14 protein-coding genes are annotated in these 16,563 nt (G+C 68.4%); 3 read left to right on the plus strand and 11 right to left on the minus strand.

Features of this window, described 5'->3' with window-relative positions:
- Positions 1–45: 45 nt before the first annotated feature.
- Positions 46–858 (minus strand): phosphatase PAP2 family protein, encoded by an 813-nt coding sequence (locus G3I17_RS21505; RefSeq protein ID WP_164599045.1) that lies wholly within the window; start codon positions 856–858, stop codon positions 46–48.
- A gap of 258 nt (positions 859–1,116) precedes the next feature.
- On the opposite strand from G3I17_RS21505, the gene G3I17_RS21510 reads away from it, so the two are divergent.
- Positions 1,117–1,410: a hypothetical protein gene (locus G3I17_RS21510; protein WP_164599046.1), complete on the plus strand. Its 294-nt coding sequence runs from the start codon at positions 1,117–1,119 to the stop codon at positions 1,408–1,410.
- A 173-nt stretch (positions 1,411–1,583) separates the two neighbouring features.
- Here the strand turns inward: G3I17_RS21510 and G3I17_RS21515 are convergent, their stop codons facing one another.
- Both G3I17_RS21515 and G3I17_RS21520 read right to left on the minus strand, forming a co-directional pair.
- On the minus strand, positions 1,584–3,224 hold the full coding sequence (locus G3I17_RS21515) for a DNA repair helicase XPB (RefSeq protein WP_164599048.1): 1,641 nt from the start codon (positions 3,222–3,224) through the stop codon (positions 1,584–1,586).
- 114 nt (positions 3,225–3,338) lie between these two features.
- The gene (locus G3I17_RS21520; protein WP_164599050.1) at positions 3,339–4,100 is read right to left on the minus strand and encodes a carbonic anhydrase family protein; all 762 of its coding nucleotides are present in this window, start codon (positions 4,098–4,100) and stop codon (positions 3,339–3,341) included.
- A 137-nt stretch (positions 4,101–4,237) separates the two neighbouring features.
- On the opposite strand from G3I17_RS21520, the gene pepN reads away from it, so the two are divergent.
- Positions 4,238–6,706 carry an aminopeptidase N gene (gene pepN / locus G3I17_RS21525; RefSeq protein WP_164599052.1) on the plus strand — a complete coding sequence of 823 codons (2,469 nt, stop codon included), beginning with the start codon at positions 4,238–4,240 and terminating at the stop codon, positions 6,704–6,706.
- A gap of 15 nt (positions 6,707–6,721) precedes the next feature.
- Here pepN and G3I17_RS21530 read toward each other — a convergent pair whose 3' ends face one another.
- The 7 genes from G3I17_RS21530 to G3I17_RS21560 all read right to left on the minus strand — a co-directional run bounded on the left by G3I17_RS21530 (position 6,722) and on the right by G3I17_RS21560 (position 13,926).
- Complete coding sequence (locus G3I17_RS21530) at positions 6,722–9,010, minus strand: helicase C-terminal domain-containing protein (protein ID WP_164599054.1); 2,289 nt, start codon at positions 9,008–9,010, stop codon at positions 6,722–6,724.
- A gap of 58 nt (positions 9,011–9,068) precedes the next feature.
- Positions 9,069–9,866 (minus strand): GNAT family N-acetyltransferase, encoded by a 798-nt coding sequence (locus G3I17_RS21535; protein ID WP_164599056.1) that lies wholly within the window; start codon positions 9,864–9,866, stop codon positions 9,069–9,071.
- Positions 9,867–9,911: 45 nt separating this feature from the next.
- Positions 9,912–10,292: a DUF427 domain-containing protein gene (locus G3I17_RS21540; RefSeq protein ID WP_164599058.1), complete on the minus strand. Its 381-nt coding sequence runs from the start codon at positions 10,290–10,292 to the stop codon at positions 9,912–9,914.
- 68 nt (positions 10,293–10,360) lie between these two features.
- Complete coding sequence (locus G3I17_RS21545; protein ID WP_164599060.1) at positions 10,361–11,152, minus strand: metallophosphoesterase; 792 nt, start codon at positions 11,150–11,152, stop codon at positions 10,361–10,363.
- Positions 11,153–11,159: 7 nt separating this feature from the next.
- The gene (locus G3I17_RS21550) at positions 11,160–12,395 is read right to left on the minus strand and encodes an Nramp family divalent metal transporter (protein WP_164599062.1); all 1,236 of its coding nucleotides are present in this window, start codon (positions 12,393–12,395) and stop codon (positions 11,160–11,162) included.
- A 78-nt stretch (positions 12,396–12,473) separates the two neighbouring features.
- Positions 12,474–13,247 carry a hypothetical protein gene (locus G3I17_RS21555; protein ID WP_164599064.1) on the minus strand — a complete coding sequence of 258 codons (774 nt, stop codon included), beginning with the start codon at positions 13,245–13,247 and terminating at the stop codon, positions 12,474–12,476.
- A gap of 58 nt (positions 13,248–13,305) precedes the next feature.
- The gene (locus G3I17_RS21560; RefSeq protein WP_164599066.1) at positions 13,306–13,926 is read right to left on the minus strand and encodes an SIMPL domain-containing protein; all 621 of its coding nucleotides are present in this window, start codon (positions 13,924–13,926) and stop codon (positions 13,306–13,308) included.
- 27 nt (positions 13,927–13,953) lie between these two features.
- On the opposite strand from G3I17_RS21560, the gene G3I17_RS21565 reads away from it, so the two are divergent.
- Complete coding sequence (locus tag G3I17_RS21565; RefSeq protein WP_164599068.1) at positions 13,954–14,895, plus strand: DUF6454 family protein; 942 nt, start codon at positions 13,954–13,956, stop codon at positions 14,893–14,895.
- Positions 14,896–14,900: 5 nt separating this feature from the next.
- Here G3I17_RS21565 and G3I17_RS21570 read toward each other — a convergent pair whose 3' ends face one another.
- Positions 14,901–16,373, minus strand: a complete 1,473-nt coding sequence (locus tag G3I17_RS21570; RefSeq protein ID WP_164599070.1) for a restriction endonuclease — start codon at positions 16,371–16,373, stop codon at positions 14,901–14,903.
- Positions 16,374–16,563 lie beyond the last annotated feature (190 nt).

A 16,563-nucleotide genomic window follows, 5' to 3' on the forward strand; every position in this document is an offset into this window, starting at 1 on the left:
CAGAACCTCCGCAGTGCGGTAAAGGGTCGGGGAAGCCCCGTCACGTTACTTGAGCGCGGGCTCGGGAGCGACTGATTTAACCGGAAACGGCGCCGGCCTGTCGGCCTTGTCCGCGCGCAGCCCCGGCCGGAGCAGCAGCGGGAGGGTGAAGCCCAGCAGGATCAGGACGACGATGCCGTCGAGCCAGTAGTGGTTCGCTGTCATGACCACCACGCTGAAGGTGATGATCGGGTGCAGCAGCCACAACCAGCGCCACTTGGTCCGGGTGATCAGGATCATCGAGAGCGCGATCAGGGCTGCCCAGCCGACGTGCAGACTCGGCATCGCGGCGAACTGGTTGGCCACCCCGCCGGAGGCGTCCGGTCCGTAGACCGACTGGCCGAACCGCAGGCCGGTGTCGACGAAGCCCGGCATCATCCGGGGCGGCGCGAGCGGGAACAGGACGTGGCCGACCAGGGCGAGCCCGGTCAGCGAGACGATCGTCCAGCGCACGTGCGGATAGGCCTTGGGGCGCCAGATGCTCAGCCAGAGCAGCACTGCACCGGTCAGGGGTGCGTGTACTGAGGCGTAGTACAGGTTTGCTCCCTCGACCAGATGCGGGACCTGGAGCGCCGCGTGCTGGATCGATGCCTCATCGGGCAGATGCAGCCAGCGCTGCCAGGAAAGCACCTCGTGAGCGTGGTCGAAAGCGGAGCCGGTGTGCTTGGCGGCGAACTGCCGGCCCGCGGTGTAGACCAGGAACATGGTCGCCAGCAGGACTGCTTCCCGCACCACCCGCCACACCACCGGCGCCGGCCTCGACGGGGCGCGCCCCCGCTCACCGACCAGCTCCACCTGCTCCAGCGCGTGTGTCCCCATACCCCTCGACGGTACCGGTCAGAGCCTCCGGAATGGCCCAGGCTGAACCCTGATGTTGCCCTGGGCAACCCCCGAGACACCCTTGGTGACCGACCCGTCACCCCCAATCCGCCCGTAGAAGATCTCCTAATACGCAACAGGACGGCCGGTTGGTCCATTCCAGCCAGGCCCTGACTGCAAGATCACACTTGACGCGCGGCCGGGGATCGTGGCTGACGTACGTTCGCAGTACCAGTTGTGGCGAGAGGAGACGGTGGAGTGAACCAGTCCGCCCCCGTAGGCATCACCCAACCCACCGACCTGGCCCTACTCCACATGGTCAACAAACCAGACATAACCACCCCGGTACTACGCCGAGTACTCACCGCGGCAGGCACCGGCCCAACCGCCCTCGCCCGAGCCGCCCTAGCCGACCACGCCACCCACCCCGTAGTCCTAGGCTGCGCCCACTGGCAACCAGCCCACGATTCAGCCCAAGGCGACCGCTCAGCCGGCCCCTACCTGAAACGAATCCCCTGCCCGCTGATCCCCTGCGACGACCTCCTCACCTGACCCCGTCGCCCCTCCCCGGCGCTTGTTCGATCCGTGATGGCCAGCCGCCCGGAACCCTTGTAGGAAAGGGCTTCGGTGGAAACAAACTTGCATCAGGCGACCAAAAGTTTCCACTCAAACCCACCCCCGGATCTTCTCCGCGAGCTGGCTGACCCAGCCAGCTGGTAATGACCTCAGGCGAAGAGGTTTTCGGCGTCGACAATTGTGTAGGCGTAGCCCTGTTCGGCTAGGAAGCGTTGGCGGTGGGCGGCGAATTCTGCGTCTACTGTGTCGCGGGCGACGATGGAGTAGAAGCGGGCGGTGCGGCCGTCGCCCTTGGGGCGTAGTACCCGGCCTAGGCGTTGGGCTTCTTCCTGGCGGGAGCCGAAGGTGCCGGAGACCTGGACGGCTACCGATGCTTCCGGGAGGTCGATGGAGAAGTTGGCGACCTTGCTGACCACCAGGCGGTCGATCTCGCCCGTCCTGAAGGCCTGGAAGAGGCGCTGGCGTTCCTTGACCGTCGTCTCGCCCTTGATCACCGGGCACTCGAGCCGCTCGCCGAGCTCGTCCAGCTGGTCGATGTACTGGCCGATCACCAGCATCGGCTCGCCCTTGTGGTGCTCGGCGATCCGGCGCACCAGCCGCGACTTGGCCGGCGTCGACGCGGCCAGCCGGTACCGGTCCTCGGGCTCGGCCGTCGCGTAGACGAACCGTTCCGTCTGCTCCAGGTCGACCCGTACTTCGACGCAGTCCGCGGGCGCGATCCAGCCCTGCGCCTCGATGTCCTTCCATGGCGCGTCGTACCGCTTGGGCCCGATCAGCGAGAACACGTCGCCCTCGCGCCCGTCCTCGCGGACCAGCGTCGCGGTCAGCCCGATCCGGCGCCGGGTCTGCAGGTCCGCCGTCATCCGGAAGATGGGCGCCGGCAGCAGGTGCACCTCGTCGTACACGATCAGGCCCCAGTCGCGCGCGTCGAGCAGCTCCAGGTGCGTGTAGACGCCCTTCCTGCGGGTCGTCATCACCTGGTACGTCGCGATGGTGACCGGCCGGACCTCCTTGCGCGCACCGGAGTACTCGCCGATCTCGTCCTCGGTCAGCGTGGTCCGCTTGAGCAGTTCGTCCTTCCACTGCCGTGCGGAGACCGTGTTCGTGACCAGGATCAGCGTGGTCGCCGAGGCCTGCGCCATCGCGGCCGCGCCGACGATCGTCTTGCCGGCGCCACAGGGCAGGACGACCACTCCGGAGCCGCCGTGCCAGAACGCGTCGGTCGCCTGCTGCTGGTACGGCCGGAGGTCCCACCCATCTTTGACCAGGTCAATCTTGTGCGCCTCGCCGTCGACGTACCCGGCGAGGTCCTCGGCCGGCCAGCCGATCTTGAGCAGCGTCTGCTTCAGGTGCCCACGCTCGGACGGGTGCACCGCGACGCTGTCGGCGTCGATCCGGTCGCCGAGCATCGGCTTCACCTTGGCGGAGCGCATGACTTCTTCCAGCACCGGCCGGTCGGTCGTGATGAGGATCAGCCCGTGCTGGGGGTGCTTCTCCAGCCGGAGCCGCCCGTACCGATCCAGTGTCTCGGCGATGTCGACCAGCAGCGAGTGGGGGACCGGGTAGCGGCTGTAGCGCAGCAGTACGTCGATCACCTGCTCGGCGTCGTGCCCGGCCGCCCGCGCGTTCCACAGCCCCAGCGGCGTCAGCCGGTAGGTGTGCACATGCTCGGGCGCCCGCTCGAGCTCGGCGAACGGCGCGATCGCCTTCCGGCAGTCGGTCGCCTCCGGATGGGCGGTTTCCAGCAACAACGTTTTGTCGGACTGAACAATCAACGGCCCGTCAGTCACTACAGCTTCTCCCGTCACCGGCTTCGGGCAGAACACTCCACCCGACCCTCCATTGTGCCCCGTCCCGCCAAACCCCCGCGCCTGCGACCGGCAGGCGCGGGGCTGGGACCGCGCTCAGTGCTGCGGGCGGTACTTCACGGTGCGGCCGTTCAGCGGCTGGACCGGGCGGCTGTCGCCGGCGGGGAAGCGGGTCTGGAAGTGGTGCAGCGACGCCGATCGGATCGGGCGGTGGTGGTTGAGCACCAGCCAGGACACGTGCTCGCTGTACGGCGCGGTGGTCAGCGAACCTTCGTACCGGAAGGTGGACAGGTCGTGCGGCAACGCGGTCGCCAGGTCGGCCTGCGGGACGTGCACGTCCTCGCCGCACTCGTCCGGCACGGTGGCGAGCACCTTGTCCTGCAAGGTCCCACCGGCCCCGCCGGTGGTGATGAACAGCCCGATGACGAGCTTCTCGCCGCTCGGCCCGAGGTGCACGAAATGCTGCTCCAACGGGAACTGCCGGCTGTCCAGCCGGTGCTCCGAATAGGTGTGGAAGTGAAAGTTGACCAGGTCGTACCGGACGCCGCCGAGCGTCACCCAGGCCGCGCCGGCCGGGATCTCGGCGAGCACGGTCTCCTCGTCGGTGCGCGTCTCGCACCCACCGGGCTGACCCTTGTCCTTGCTCTCATACCGGACCGACAGGTCCAGCGCGGACGGATAGTGGATCTGCAACGCGGGCAGCTCAGGGCTGTGCACCGCGTGCAGGGTGTGGATGTTGATCGGGCTCTGCTGCGGGAGCTGCGCCGAGGCGCTCGACAGCAGTCCCGGGGACGCTGCGACGGCGGCGGACGCCGATGCTCCGAACAAAACGGCACGACGGGATACAGAAAAGGACACGAGAAAGCTCCGTATTCGGGCGGGAACAAGGATCGAAAAAAGCAGGTGCCTCATACACCCGTTTGAGAAGGTACGCCGGTCAGGGCGCAGCCCAAAACCCGGTGCCCGGAAGGCCTGGATCGTGGGAGTCTGCGGGCATGCCAGTCCGGAGCCTGACCCAGGTAGAAGCCGCCGAGCGTGCCCGTCTGCTGACAGTCGACAGCTATCAAGTCGCCGTAGATCTGACCGATCTGCCAGCCGGTACGCGGGTCGTCTGTACGTCGGCCATCGCGTTCACCTGTCATGAGCCGGGCGCGTCGACCTTCGCCGACTGTGTCGCCGAGATCGAGAGCGCCACCCTCAACGGCGTCGCCTTGCCACCCGCGATCGATGGGCGGATCCCGCTGACCGGCCTCGCCGCCGGCAACGTGCTCGAAGTGGTGACCGTCCGGGCCGACAGCACCCAAGGCGACGGCATCCACAAGTCCGTCGATCCCGCCGATGGCCGGGTCTACCTCTGGACGGACTTCGCGCCGGACAACACCCGCTGCCTCTGGGCCTGTTTCGACCAGCCCGACCTCAAGGCGCCGCATACCTTCACCGTGACTGCGCCGGCCGACTGGATCGTCTTGAGCAACAGTGGCGGGCCCCAGATCGAGACGGTCGGCGATGCACGCCGCTGGACCTTCCCGCCGACCCCGCCGCTGTCGACGTACAACGTCGTGATCAACGCCGGCCCGTACTACGAGCTGCGTCGCGAAGGCGCCGGTCATGACCTGGGGCTCTTCGCGCGTCAGTCGCTCAAGACGGTCCTGGACCGCGACGCCGACGAGCTCTTCACCCTCACCACGCAGGGGTTCGAGTTCTTCACCGAGGTGTTCGGGATGCCGTTCCCGCAACGCAAGTACGACCAGGTCTTCGCCCCGGACTACGCCGGCGCGATGGAGAACTACGGCTGCATCACCTGGATGGACTGGTTCCTGCGCCGCAGTACGCCGACCAGAGCCGAGTGGGACCTGTTCTCGCGCTACCTGCTGCACGAGCTCGCGCACCAGTGGTTCGGCAACATCGTCACGATGCGCTGGTGGGACGACCTGTGGCTCAACGAGGCCTTCGCCGAGTTCGCGAGCAACTGGGCCGCGGTGAACGTGACCTCGTACTCCGACGCGTGGGTCGCGCACCTGGCGGGTGAGAAGCTCAAGGCCTACCTCGTCGACCAGGGACCGACCACGCACCCGATCCGCCAGCCCGTACGGGACGTCGCCGAGGGCGCGGCGACCTTCGACGCCATCACCTACCCCAAGGGCGCGTCGGTCCTGCAGCAGCTGATGATCTACGTCGGCGAAGCGGCCTTCTCGAAAGGCCTGACCAAGTACTTCGCCCAGCACGCCTGGGGAAACGCCACCCTGGAAGACCTGATCGCCGCGATCGCCGGCGAGACCGATCGCGACCTCGAGCGATGGCGAACGGCTTGGCTGGACCAGGCCGGCACCGACCGCCTGACGCTGGTGCAGGGCGCGGACGGCTTCACCTTGGTTGCCAAGGGCCCCAATGGCGAGCCGCGGCCGCAAGTGCTTGCCGTGGGTGCCTATCGGAGGGGTGTCGAGGCTGCCGACCCGCAGAGCGCGAGCGCCGGGGCAGCGGCGATGCTCGAGCGGATCGCCCTGGTCGAGGTCGAAGTGACCCGCCCGCGGACTCCCCTCGAACTACCAGCAGCCGACCTCTACCTGGTCAACGACGGCGACCTGACCTTCGCCTCGACGCGACCTGACGCCCAGACCAGGGACAGCTTCTTCGACAACGCAGCCGGCCTTCCCACGCCCATCTCGCGAGCTGTCGCGATCGCCACGGCATGGGACATGCTGATCAACGCTGAGGCGACTGCCGCCGAGGCCGTTCGCTGCCTCACCGGAGTACTGGCGGTCGAGACCTCCGAGTCACTGATCGAGCCGCACCTCAACCGCGCCGCCGACGCCGCGCTGTTGTGGAGTACAGAGACAGAGCGGCAAGAGCTGACCGCGATGGTGGCTGCGACCAGCCTCCACCTCGCCCGTAACCTCAGCACTCGCAAGGTGGCGCTGCGCGGATTCGCCAAGACTGTCGCCGATCTCGAAGGTGTCGCCTGGCTTCAGGCCGAGGCCGGCGACGATCTCGACCTGCAGTGGCGTGCACTGACCAGGAAGGCTCAGCTCGGCGGTGACATCACCGCAGAGCTGGAAGCCCTGCTGGCCAAGGATCCGGACCCGGAGGCATGGGTCAGCGGACTCACTGTCCGCGCGGCGATCCCCGCTGCTGCCGAGAAATCGGCGGTCTGGCAGCAATTGGTGACCGAGCGGGCGGTACCGCTCGGCTCGGTCCACCAGGTGACGACAGCGTTCTGGAGCCCCGGCCAAGAGGACCTGCTGAGGCCGTTCGCGGCGGCGTTCCTCGACCTCGTGCCCGAGTTCAGTCGGTGGGGGCTGATGCCCGCGACGACCTACACCAGGATGCTGTTTCCGCTCTTCGGCGTCGACGCAGGTCTCGTGCAGAGGGCTCAGTCGCTCGTCGGCGACGCCGAGCCGGTAGTTCGAGCGAACCTGCTCGAGAAGGCGGATCTGGTGACCCGCATGCTCCGCGCCCGCAGCTGACTCCTCCCCGCCCGATTACTGGTCCACCGGGCGTGCCGTCGCGATCCGGTGCAGCGCGTACGTCCGGGGCTGGTCTGCGTCCTCGTCGTACGCCGTGAGCCAGCCGTCGGCCACCCTGACCGGCTCGACGATGCGCTCGGCCGGGGTGCCGTTGTGGTCGACGTACGAGATCCACGTCCGGGTGTGCGCCTCGGCCGCCTCGCTGAGCACGCTGATCGTCTCCGCGGGCGCGGTCGTGTCGCCCGAGGTGTGCTCGGCCGGACGCTCGGCGGCGACCCGGTCGCCGGAGCGGACCTTCTCGATCACCGCCTTGATCTGGTCCTCGTCCAGATCGACGGTGTTGTCGGCGAAGTCTCGGCCGGTACGCCGGCGCGGTGGCTCACCACGGCGGTTGCCGGCCGAGGTGACGTGGACGACACCGTCGAAGGTCTCGCCCAGCGGAGCGAGCCCCGCGTCGCGCAGGCGAGCCAGCACCATGTCGGGCGGTGAAGGCGAGACGACCACGGTCGGTGCGAGCCGGCGGAAGCGGATGCCGGGCAGGTTGGCGCTCAGCAGCCCGGTCAGCACGTTCTCGTCGTCACACCGCAGGTACGTCGAGGCCGCGCCGATCCGTAGTACGCCATGCCGCCGTGCGACATCGTCGATCAGGTAGCTGAGCGGCTGCGGGACAGGTGTCCGCGAGTGCTCGGCCAACCAAGTGTGCAGCTGGTCGCTGGTCTTCCCGAGGTCGAAGGCCCGCCGGATGGAACTCTCGCTGAAGCGGTAGACCCCGCCGCCCCCGTGAGACTCCATGTCGGCCATGGCAGCCAGCTCGTCCTGTACTTCGCGCACGAGCGGCCCGGGCGCGACCGCAGTCAGGTCAGCCTGCAGGAGCACCTCGGAGACCGGCTCGGGCACCAGCGGCTGGATGGCAGCGGCCAGCTCGTCAACGGTCGGCTCTTCCTTCAGCAGCACTACAGCGTGCGCGGCAAGCGTGCTGAGCCCGGTCAGGCCGAGCAGTGCGGCCTCGGTGATGGTCCACTCGACCAGGTCGTCCCGGAACTGCCCACCCCGCCGCGGCCGGTGCCACGCGACCCAGGTGACCACGGACTCGAGAGCCGGCGCAGTACCTTCGGTGGCCTCGGACAGGGCCTGCAAGGTGAGCTGCCGGATCTCGGGAGCCAACAGGCGCTCCAAGTCGGGCGCCAACGCGTTCACGAGTCGCTCGCGCGCAGCAGCAGTCGCGCCGCCGCTGTCCCGCCGACCGATGAGTCCTATCGCCCGCAGCCCGGTGAACCAGGCATGGACCAGCACGGCCCACCGGTGAGCGGTATCGAGCTCCAGCCAGTCGTCGTAGGCGCCAGTGGGCAACCACAGCTCGCTGTTGCCGACCTCGACAGCTGCGACCAGCCCTGCGGAGTACGCGACTTCCAGGACGGCTCCGGCGGTCTGCTCTTCAGCACCGATCTTGGTGGCGAGGCTACGCAGCTCCCGCACGCCAATGCCGCCAGTGCGTAGTACAGGCGGGGGCTCTGTACCTAGCTGCTCAAGGGTGCGGTCTACCTGGCGTACGAGATCCAGTGCGGCACCAGCGGCGGCGCGGTCGGCGATCGCGTTCGAGACTGGCTTGCCGTCGAGCGGAGGCGGAGTCGGCCTGGTCGAAGCCAGCACTCGTCCACCACGCAGGTGCAGGCCGATCTGCCGAGGCAGCACGACAGTGGTCGGGTCTTTCGGTACTACGAGGCCGCGCGCGAGCAGCTGCTCGATCGGGGAGCGGGCAGAGGCGATCGTCACCGGGCGCTCGGCCTTCTCGACCGTGCCGGTGGGCGGACCCCAGGTGAGCTTGTCGAGCACCTCACGGGCCTCCGGACCGGCGTCCTCGATCAGCTGGTCCAGGTCGCCGAAGTGCCGGGTAGTGAGCGGCCCGAGCCCGGCCGGTGTCGGGCCGAGCAGCTCGTGCACGGCGCGAATCGGGCGCAGGTCGTCCTCGGTGCCCCAGACGAGAGCGAGCGAGAGCAACTCGGTCACCCGCGGCTGGACTATCTCGAGGGACTGGTCGACGCCCCTGGCCAGCGCGGCGAGGTCTACTGGCTCAGTGAGGGCGGAAAGGGCCTCCAGCAGGTCGACGCTGAACTCGTCGAGCCGGTTGATCGCACGAGCGGCGGAAGCGTTGGTGGTTGCCCGGGCCGCGAGCTGCCCGGTGTCGGCTGGAATCGGGGTCGCCAGGTCAGGCCGGTGCCGGAGCAACTGCCCGAGGGCAAGGTCGTCCCAGCCGCGCAGTGCCTCGGCGAGGGTACGTGGGCGGGTCCGCTCGGTATTGCTCATCCCTCCAACGGTACGGCCATAACCCCACCCCGAACGATTCGCGCCCGAACTCTTGTCGTTATTCGGCGAGTTCGGCGGAGCCTGCCCGGCCGATGCGGTGGAAGCCGACTCGTTCGTAGACGGCGGCTACCGCGTCGCTTTCGGCGGAGAGGAGGACGAGGTCGACGCCGTTGGCGAGGGCGTGTTCGACCAGCCGGGTGGTGATTGCGGCGGCCAGCCCCTGGCGGCGCATCGCTGGGAGGGTGGCGACTCCGACGATCTCGCTCGTGGTGCCGACAGGCTGATGGACGCCGCTGGCGAGCATGCCTTGGTTGCTGAAGACGCCGGCTGTGATCGATACGCCCGCCTCGGCCCGTTCGACCAGGGCTGCGACCATGTCGTCCGTGATCCCGGCGGCGGTGACGTCACGCGCCTCGGGTCCGCCGTCGCCGATCGCAGTACCGGGGGTCCCGAAGGCCGTATCGGCGACCGCTCGGGCCTGCCGCAGTACGTCGGGGGAGGCGGTCAGGATCTGGCAATCCAGGGAGGTCGTGACGGGCGTGAAATCGGCCCGCTCGAGCACGAGCAACGGATACTCGTGCACCTCCAGCCCCGCCTCAGCAGCCGCCGGAGCGAGGGACGGACACGTGTCGACCACCCATTCCAAGCTCAGTGGCAGCTTGAGTTCCTCACACCGAGCCCGCAGCTTCTCGAGATCCGCGACGGTGACGGTCGCGGTCGATCCGGGCACCGGGCGAGCGTAGTACGGCCATACCGTGGTCGACCGAAACAACGTGAACGGCCCCACCTGCTGCCCGGTCGCCCCGGACAACGGCGCCGCATGCAGGTACTCGTCGACTCTCGAGAGATAGCTCATCACCGCGCAGTGAAGCAGCCTGCTTCACCGCGCGACAACTGATTATCAGTCGGCGATGATCTCGATCGAGTCGACGCGGTCGGGGTAGAAGGCGACGTGGTCGCGGATGTCGGCGACGGAGTCGTACGGGTGCTCGTAGGTCCAGACGGCGTTCACGGTCTTCTCGCCGCCGGCCAGCACGCTGAAGTAGTTGGCGTCGCCCTTGTAAGGGCAGTAGGTCTCGTTGTCGGTCCGCTGCAGTTGCGTCAGGTCGACGTCCCTGCGCGGGATGTACTGCGTGGCCGGGTAGTTGGCCTCCTGCAGCGACAGCGCGTCACGGCTGTCCGCGATCACCTGGCCGGCGACCTTGACGATCACCCGGTCGGGGTTCTTCTCGACCGTGATCGGGTGGTCGGGACCCGGAATCTTGACCGGCTTGTCAGACATGGCTCAGCTCCAAAGGGCGTGCGGCATCTACTTCAAGCGTCAACCGAGCGCGGCCGTGGGGCATTCCGTCAGATCGGCAGCAGTTTGACGACCAGGCACGGCCCGCCGTCGAAGGTGCCGCCGTCGATACCGAGCGCCAGCCCGTCGGCGTACAGCAGCGGTCCGGTCAGGTACGCCGGGTCGATGCCGAGCTGGTCGGCCACGATGCTGTGCCCGTGTACGATCCGGCGGCCGCCGAGCCGTTCGAGCAGTTCGGCCGCGATCACCGGGCCGGCCTCGCCCCGGAACGCGTAGCGCGAAGTCATCCGGCGCCAGATCTCCCACCAGACGGTGATCTCGTCGGTGTGCAGCTCGGTCCGGACGATCGCGTTGATCTCGTCGATCGAGTCACCCCAGGCGAGGTACTCCTCGGTGTCGGAGTGCATCAGCAGGTGGTCGGCGTCCAGCCCGAGCAGCGGCCGGTCCAGCAGCCAGGCGACGTCGTCGTCGGTGAGCAGCTCCTGGTCGCGGTCCTGCCCGCCGTTCAGCGCCCAGCTGCGCTCGAAGCTGCGCGAGGTGATCCCCTCGTGCGGCACGAACGCGCCGCCGAACTTGCGCATCCCCAGCGCCAGGATCTCGTGGTTGCCGAGCAGCACCCGGACCTCGCCTCGCCCCGCCTCGGCCTGCGCCACCAGCTTTCGGACCAGTGCCAGTACGCCGACGCCGTCCGGCCCGCGGTCGAAGAAGTCGCCCAGGAACCACAGCCGGACGTCCTGGTCCGACCAGTTGCCCTCGGCGTCGATCAGCCCGGCTTGCTGGAGCGCCGCGGTGAGCTTGCCGGGGTGACCGTGGATGTCACTGACCGCATAGGTTGCGGTCACGCGCGACTCACCCGCGCAGAGTGAGCACGATCAGTACGACATTGAGGGCCGTGACGGCGGTTGCTACCAGGCATGCCAGGAGAGTAGTCGGCAACCGGTTGACAAGGTCGCCCATGACGCGCCGGGAGGCTGTGAGTCTCACCAAAGGCCACAGCGCGCACGGGATCCCGAAGCTCAGCACGACCTGGGAGACGACCAGCGCGCGGCTCGGGTCGATCCCGATCGCCAGGATGACCAGCGCGGGCAGCAGCGTGACGAGGCGGCGGAACACGAGCGGGACGTGCCGCTTCCAGAACCCTTCGAGAATGACCGACCCGGCGTAGGTGCCGACCGAGGACGACGCGAAGCCTGACGCCAGCAGCGCGAGGGCGAACAACAACGCCGCCGTATGTCCGAGCCGATCGCCGATCGCGGCGTGGGCGGCGTCCAGCGAATCAGCGCCAGTGCCCTTCAGCGCGGCGGCGGCGAGCACGACCATCGCCAGGTTGACCGCGCCGGCCAGCGCCATTGCGACCGCGACATCCATCCGGGTGGCGCGCAGTACCCGTTGCTTGCCCTTCGCGGAGCGGATCGACTTCCAGTGCCGGTCGGTGACGAGCGCGCCGTGCAGCCAGATCGCGTGCGGCATCACGGTCGCGCCGAGCATGCCGGCGGCCAGCACGATCGATTGGGTGCCGTCCAGCCGCGGTACCAGACCGCCGACCACGCCGGAGGCGGACGGATCCGACTTGACCGTCGAGACCACGAACCCGACCAGGACGACGGCGAGCAGCCCGACGATCGCCGCCTCGAACGGCCGCTGACCGCGCTTCGACTGGTAGATCAGCAACCCGAACGAGACCGCGCCGGTGATCACGCCGCCGAGCAGCAGCGGGATCCCGAACAGCAGGTTCAGCGCGATCGCGCCGCCGACCACCTCGGCCAGGTCGGTCGCGACCGCCACCAGCTCGGCCTGCGCCCACAACCCGGTCGAGGTGGATCGCTTGAAGTGCGCCCGGCACAACTGCGGCAGCGTCAGCCCGGTCGCGATACTCGCCTTGGCCGCCAGATACTGCACCAGGACGGCCATCAGGTTCGCGCCGACGACCACCCAGCAGAGCAGATACCCGTACGTCGCGCCCGCGGCGATGTTCGTCGCGAAGTTGCCAGGATCCACGTACGCGACCGCCGCCACGAAGGCGGGACCGAGCAACAACAGACCCGAACTGTTCAGTTGTCGCCTGAGCGGAGCCGGTGCGTACATACAGCGACCTTAGGGACCGGACCCCGTTCCGTCATCTGCGCAAGTGACCGAGAGTCGTCTCAATCTGAGACAGCCCCGTCAGGTACCGGTCTTGGCCGTGCCCAGCATCTTCTTGGCCTTGACGGCCGCCGCACCGAGCGCGCCGTCGACCTGGTCGCCTGAGTCGAAGCTCATCGTGAGCACGACGTCGCCGACCCCGACGAAGGCGAAGATGATCTCGACACCGTTCAGGGCGCCGCCGTTCGCAGTGAACCGGCCGCCGACCGGGTTGCTGCCCGCCGCCGGCACCGAGATCTCGCTCACCACCATCGTCGAGGCGCCGACGCCGGGGATGGTCAGCTTGGCCGACTTGCAAGACTTGATCGCCGCCTTGGTGCGGGTGAGCAGGGCGGTGGCGGCGGCTGGCGAGCCCATCGCGTCGAGCTCCTCGTCGAAGAACGGGCCTTGCTGGCCGCCGGTGAATGAGCGGTTCGCGACGGCCTTCACACCGGGCGGAGTCTTGGCGTTGAAGAGCAGCACCAGCTCCTTGCAGCGGGCATCGCTCGACGACAGCTTGGAGTCGTCCGGGTCGATGGAGGGGTCGACCGAGAAACCGGACGGGATATCGGCCGGCACCAGCAGCGCCTTGGTCAGCTCGGCCTTGGTCCGTGCGGTGGCCGCCGGCGGGGCCGACTGAGTGACTGACGGCGTCGACGGCGCCGGGGTGCTGCTCGGCGGCGGAGTCGAGGAAGTACTCGTGGGCGGCGAGGCGCCGGACTTGCCGGAGTCCTGGTCCGGGTCGAAGCAGGAGGTGGCCGCCAGTGCGAGCACGGCGGCGATGGTGAGAGAAACGAGAGAACGCTTGGTCGCCATGGCGCAACCTAACGCGAAAGTGATCCGGTCCTCTGACCCTTCGCCACCCGCCGAAAGGTCAGGCCCAGGACCACTGGATCTCGAGGGAGAGCTCGATGCTCTGTTCCCCCGGAGTAACCGATAGCTCCGAGCTGTACGCGTCGGAGGACTTGCCCGCCGCGGACTGCAGCTGGAACGGCGCGTGGTTGTGGCTCTCGGCGACGGCGGCGATGGAGCCGAGCGACTGCCCCGCCAGCTCGGCCAGCTGGGCGGCCTTCTCCCGGGCCTGAGCGAAGGCGAGCTGGCGTGCCTGGTCCAGCAGCGGCTTCTTGTCCGCGACGTCGAACTGGAGCTGTTCCAGTCCGAGATTGTTGCCCGCGGCATCTACTGCGGCGTTCAGCAACCGGCCGAAACCGGTCAGGTCCCTGGTCGTCACGGTCAGCGAGTGAGAGGCGCGGTAGCCCGCGACGGTCATCCCGTCCTTGTACTGCGGGTAGACGTTGACCGAGCTGGTCGCGATGTCCTTCGCCTCGACGCCCTGCGCACTCAACGCGGAGTGAACAGCATCCGTCTTCTCGGCTACTTGTGCGACAGCGGCGGCCACATCGGCCGCATCATGACCGACACTCAAAGTCAGCCGCAGTAGGTCCGCCGGTGCAGTTGTCTGCCCGGTACCGGTCACCGTGATCCCAGAGTCCATAGGGCTCAGTCTGACAGGAGAGTGGCAATGCGTAGGAAGACTTTGCTGGCGAGCGTCTTGGCCGGAGTGCTGGTGGCCGGCCTGTCCGTGGTCGGAGCCGACGCCGCGGGCCGCGACGACAAGGTGGCCCGCGCGTTCGAGGCGACCACCCGGAGTACGGCGTGGGCGCAGGTTGCCCGGATCCCGTTGAAGTTCCCGACGTACCACCCGCAGGGGTTCGCGTTGGTGGGGGACCTGATCTACCTGTCCAGCGTGGAGGTACTCGAGGCGCCGGTGCCCTACCCGGTGCCGGTGGACGGGTACGACCGCACGCCGGGCAAGGGGATCGGGCATGTGTTCGTGCTGGACCGTCAGGGCCGTCTGCTGAAGGACATCCGGGTGGGGGAGGGGACGGCGTACCACCCGGGCGGGATCGACTACGACGGGGAGAACGTGTGGGTGCCGACTGCGGAGTACCGGCCGAACTCGCGGGCGGTCGTCTACAAGATCAACCCTCGGAACTACCGCGTCACCGAGCAGTTCCGGGTGCGGGACCACGTGGGCGGCGTGGTGCGGGACCGGCGTACCGGACTGGTGCACGGGGTGAGCTGGGGGTCGCGGACGCTGTACGAGTGGACCGCCTCTGGCAAGCAGTTGGCGGTTGAGCCCAACCAGAGCCACCTGCTGGACTACCAGGACTGCGACTACGTCAGCCGTAGCAAGCAGCTGTGTGGTGGCGTCACCGGCCTCAAGACGGCGACAGGTGGCAGCTTCGAGCTCGGTGGGCTCGCACTGCTCGACCTGAACGACGACAACCGGATCCTGCACGAGATTCCCTTCCCGGCGTACTCCGCGGCCGGCCACTCGGTCACCCGGAACCCTGTCGCGCTGGAGGTCGACGGCAAGAAGCTGCGCCTCTTCACCGCTCCCGACGACGGCGAAGGCGCCACCGGTACCGAGCTACTGGTCTACGAGTCGCCGATCAGCTAAGCGCCTCACGATGCACTGGCGCGCGGGACGATCCGGGCAGGGATGTCGTGCTGGTGGCACAGGGCGAGCAGCCCGGTGCCGTCGATCAGCTGGAGCGGCTTGCCGTTGGCGAACTGGTAGCTGGACGGGCCGAAGCCACTGGTGGTGATCAGGATGCCCTTGGTGGCTCCGGCGTCGAGCACTGTGCCGAAGAGGTCGCGGACGGCCGACGGCGGCACGGTACGCGTGTAGAGCTTGGCCTGTACGACGAACTTGCCACCGGTGATCGGCCTGGGGTCGTAGGCGACGCAATCGATGCCACCGTCATTGCCACTGCGGAACAGTCGCGTCTCCAGGCCCATCCGGGTCAGCAGGTTGTGCACCAGGTGCTCGAACTCGTCCGGGGTGAGCTCCAGCAGGTTGGGCCGGCTGTCGATCTCGCTGAGGATGTCGGCCGGCTCGATGGTGCGCGGGTCGGCCAGGTCGAAGTCCAGCACCGGCTCGACGGGCTGGAGCTCCTCCGGGTGCCGGGAGACCTCCGCGGCGAAGTAGTGGCGGACACAGGCGACCGGGTCCAGTTGGTCGAGTACCAGCGCTTTGAACTGCTCGCGGGTGGCCCTGAGGGTGATGAGGCACGGGCGGACGGTCCTGCCGGTGGCCAGATCGACCGACTCCACCATGCCGTTGAACACGACGGTCTCGACCACGTCGTACCGGTCGTTGCCGAAGACCAGATGCAAGGCCCGCAGCGCCAGCTGGGCCACTAGCTGCTGATAGAGCAGCCGCAGCTCCTGGTCGGGCCGGGGGACGGGCACCACGGCGTCCCGCTCCTTGTCGTACCTGTACGCCGCTTCGGCCGGTACGACGCTCAGGTCGGGTAGATCCCACTCGACCGCGAGCAACGTCGACTCCGGGACGTAGCCGACCCGGCGACGGCGGGGGAAGTGCTGCGGCTCGGGGATCCGGTCGAGCGCCTTCTGGAAGTACCGGCTGACGGCACGGCGCTCCCGGCTCTCCACGGCTCGCTGGTACTCGTCGATTCGCTGGTGCTGCTCGGCGAGTGCGTCATCGAGCCGCCGCTGCTGCTCCGCCTGGTCCCTGGTGGCCCGGGCGACCCGCTCTCGCCGGGTCTCCTCACTGACCCGGTGTCGCTCGATCGCCTCGGCAAAGCGGTCCTCGGCCTCGGCCAGGCGCCGCGCATACCGCCGCTGTCCACCGAACCAGCGGACCACCGGTCCAGGACGGCTGGGCAGGAACGCTGCCCACACCGGCCCCGGCCGCGGCTCCAGATCCGTTGCATGCCCCACCGGCGGCGCCCGCCGGGGCGCCCGCTTCAACGACTGCAGCTCAGTCCCACGAATCTCCCCGGCCAGCGCAGCACCAAGCACCCCTTGCAGTTCGCGGACGCGCTCATGCACCGCAGCGGTCCTCTGCGCCGCCTCCGCGCTGCGGCCAGGCGGACGCTCACTGCGGGCCTGCCGTTCGCTCGACCAGCCCATGCCTCACACCTCTCCCAACCAGCGTAGCCATCCCACCACGCTCAGCAACCACCTCACACACAGAGTTATCCCCGACATTGCTTGCCGTCCACATCCAGTTTCCCCGAACCCGAACACCTGTTCGCCTGTACTGCGCCCACGCAACCTCCTCCGTCGCGCGCTCCCACCCCGCCCCAAGTCGCGGCTCCTC

The sequence above is a fragment of the Streptomyces sp. SID13031 genome (assembly GCF_010548305.1).
Taxonomy (GTDB): Bacteria; Actinomycetota; Actinomycetes; order Propionibacteriales; family Kribbellaceae; genus Kribbella.

Excerpts from the sequence above, each read along its gene's own strand:
- G3I17_RS21505 (WP_164599045.1), bottom strand. The coding sequence starts at position 858 with ATGGGGACACACGCGCTGGAGCAGGTGGAGCTGGTCGGTGAGCGGGGG.
- pepN (WP_164599052.1), top strand. The coding sequence starts at position 4,238 with ATGCCAGTCCGGAGCCTGACCCAGGTAGAAGCCGCCGAGCGTGCCCGT.
- G3I17_RS21530 (WP_164599054.1), bottom strand. The coding sequence starts at position 9,010 with ATGAGCAATACCGAGCGGACCCGCCCACGTACCCTCGCCGAGGCACTG.
- G3I17_RS21535 (WP_164599056.1), bottom strand. The coding sequence starts at position 9,866 with ATGAGCTATCTCTCGAGAGTCGACGAGTACCTGCATGCGGCGCCGTTG.
- G3I17_RS21540 (WP_164599058.1), bottom strand. The coding sequence starts at position 10,292 with ATGTCTGACAAGCCGGTCAAGATTCCGGGTCCCGACCACCCGATCACG.
- G3I17_RS21550 (WP_164599062.1), bottom strand. The coding sequence starts at position 12,395 with ATGTACGCACCGGCTCCGCTCAGGCGACAACTGAACAGTTCGGGTCTG.
- G3I17_RS21555 (WP_164599064.1), bottom strand. The coding sequence starts at position 13,247 with ATGGCGACCAAGCGTTCTCTCGTTTCTCTCACCATCGCCGCCGTGCTC.
- G3I17_RS21560 (WP_164599066.1), bottom strand. The coding sequence starts at position 13,926 with ATGGACTCTGGGATCACGGTGACCGGTACCGGGCAGACAACTGCACCG.
- G3I17_RS21565 (WP_164599068.1), top strand. The coding sequence starts at position 13,954 with ATGCGTAGGAAGACTTTGCTGGCGAGCGTCTTGGCCGGAGTGCTGGTG.
- G3I17_RS21570 (WP_164599070.1), bottom strand. The coding sequence starts at position 16,373 with ATGGGCTGGTCGAGCGAACGGCAGGCCCGCAGTGAGCGTCCGCCTGGC.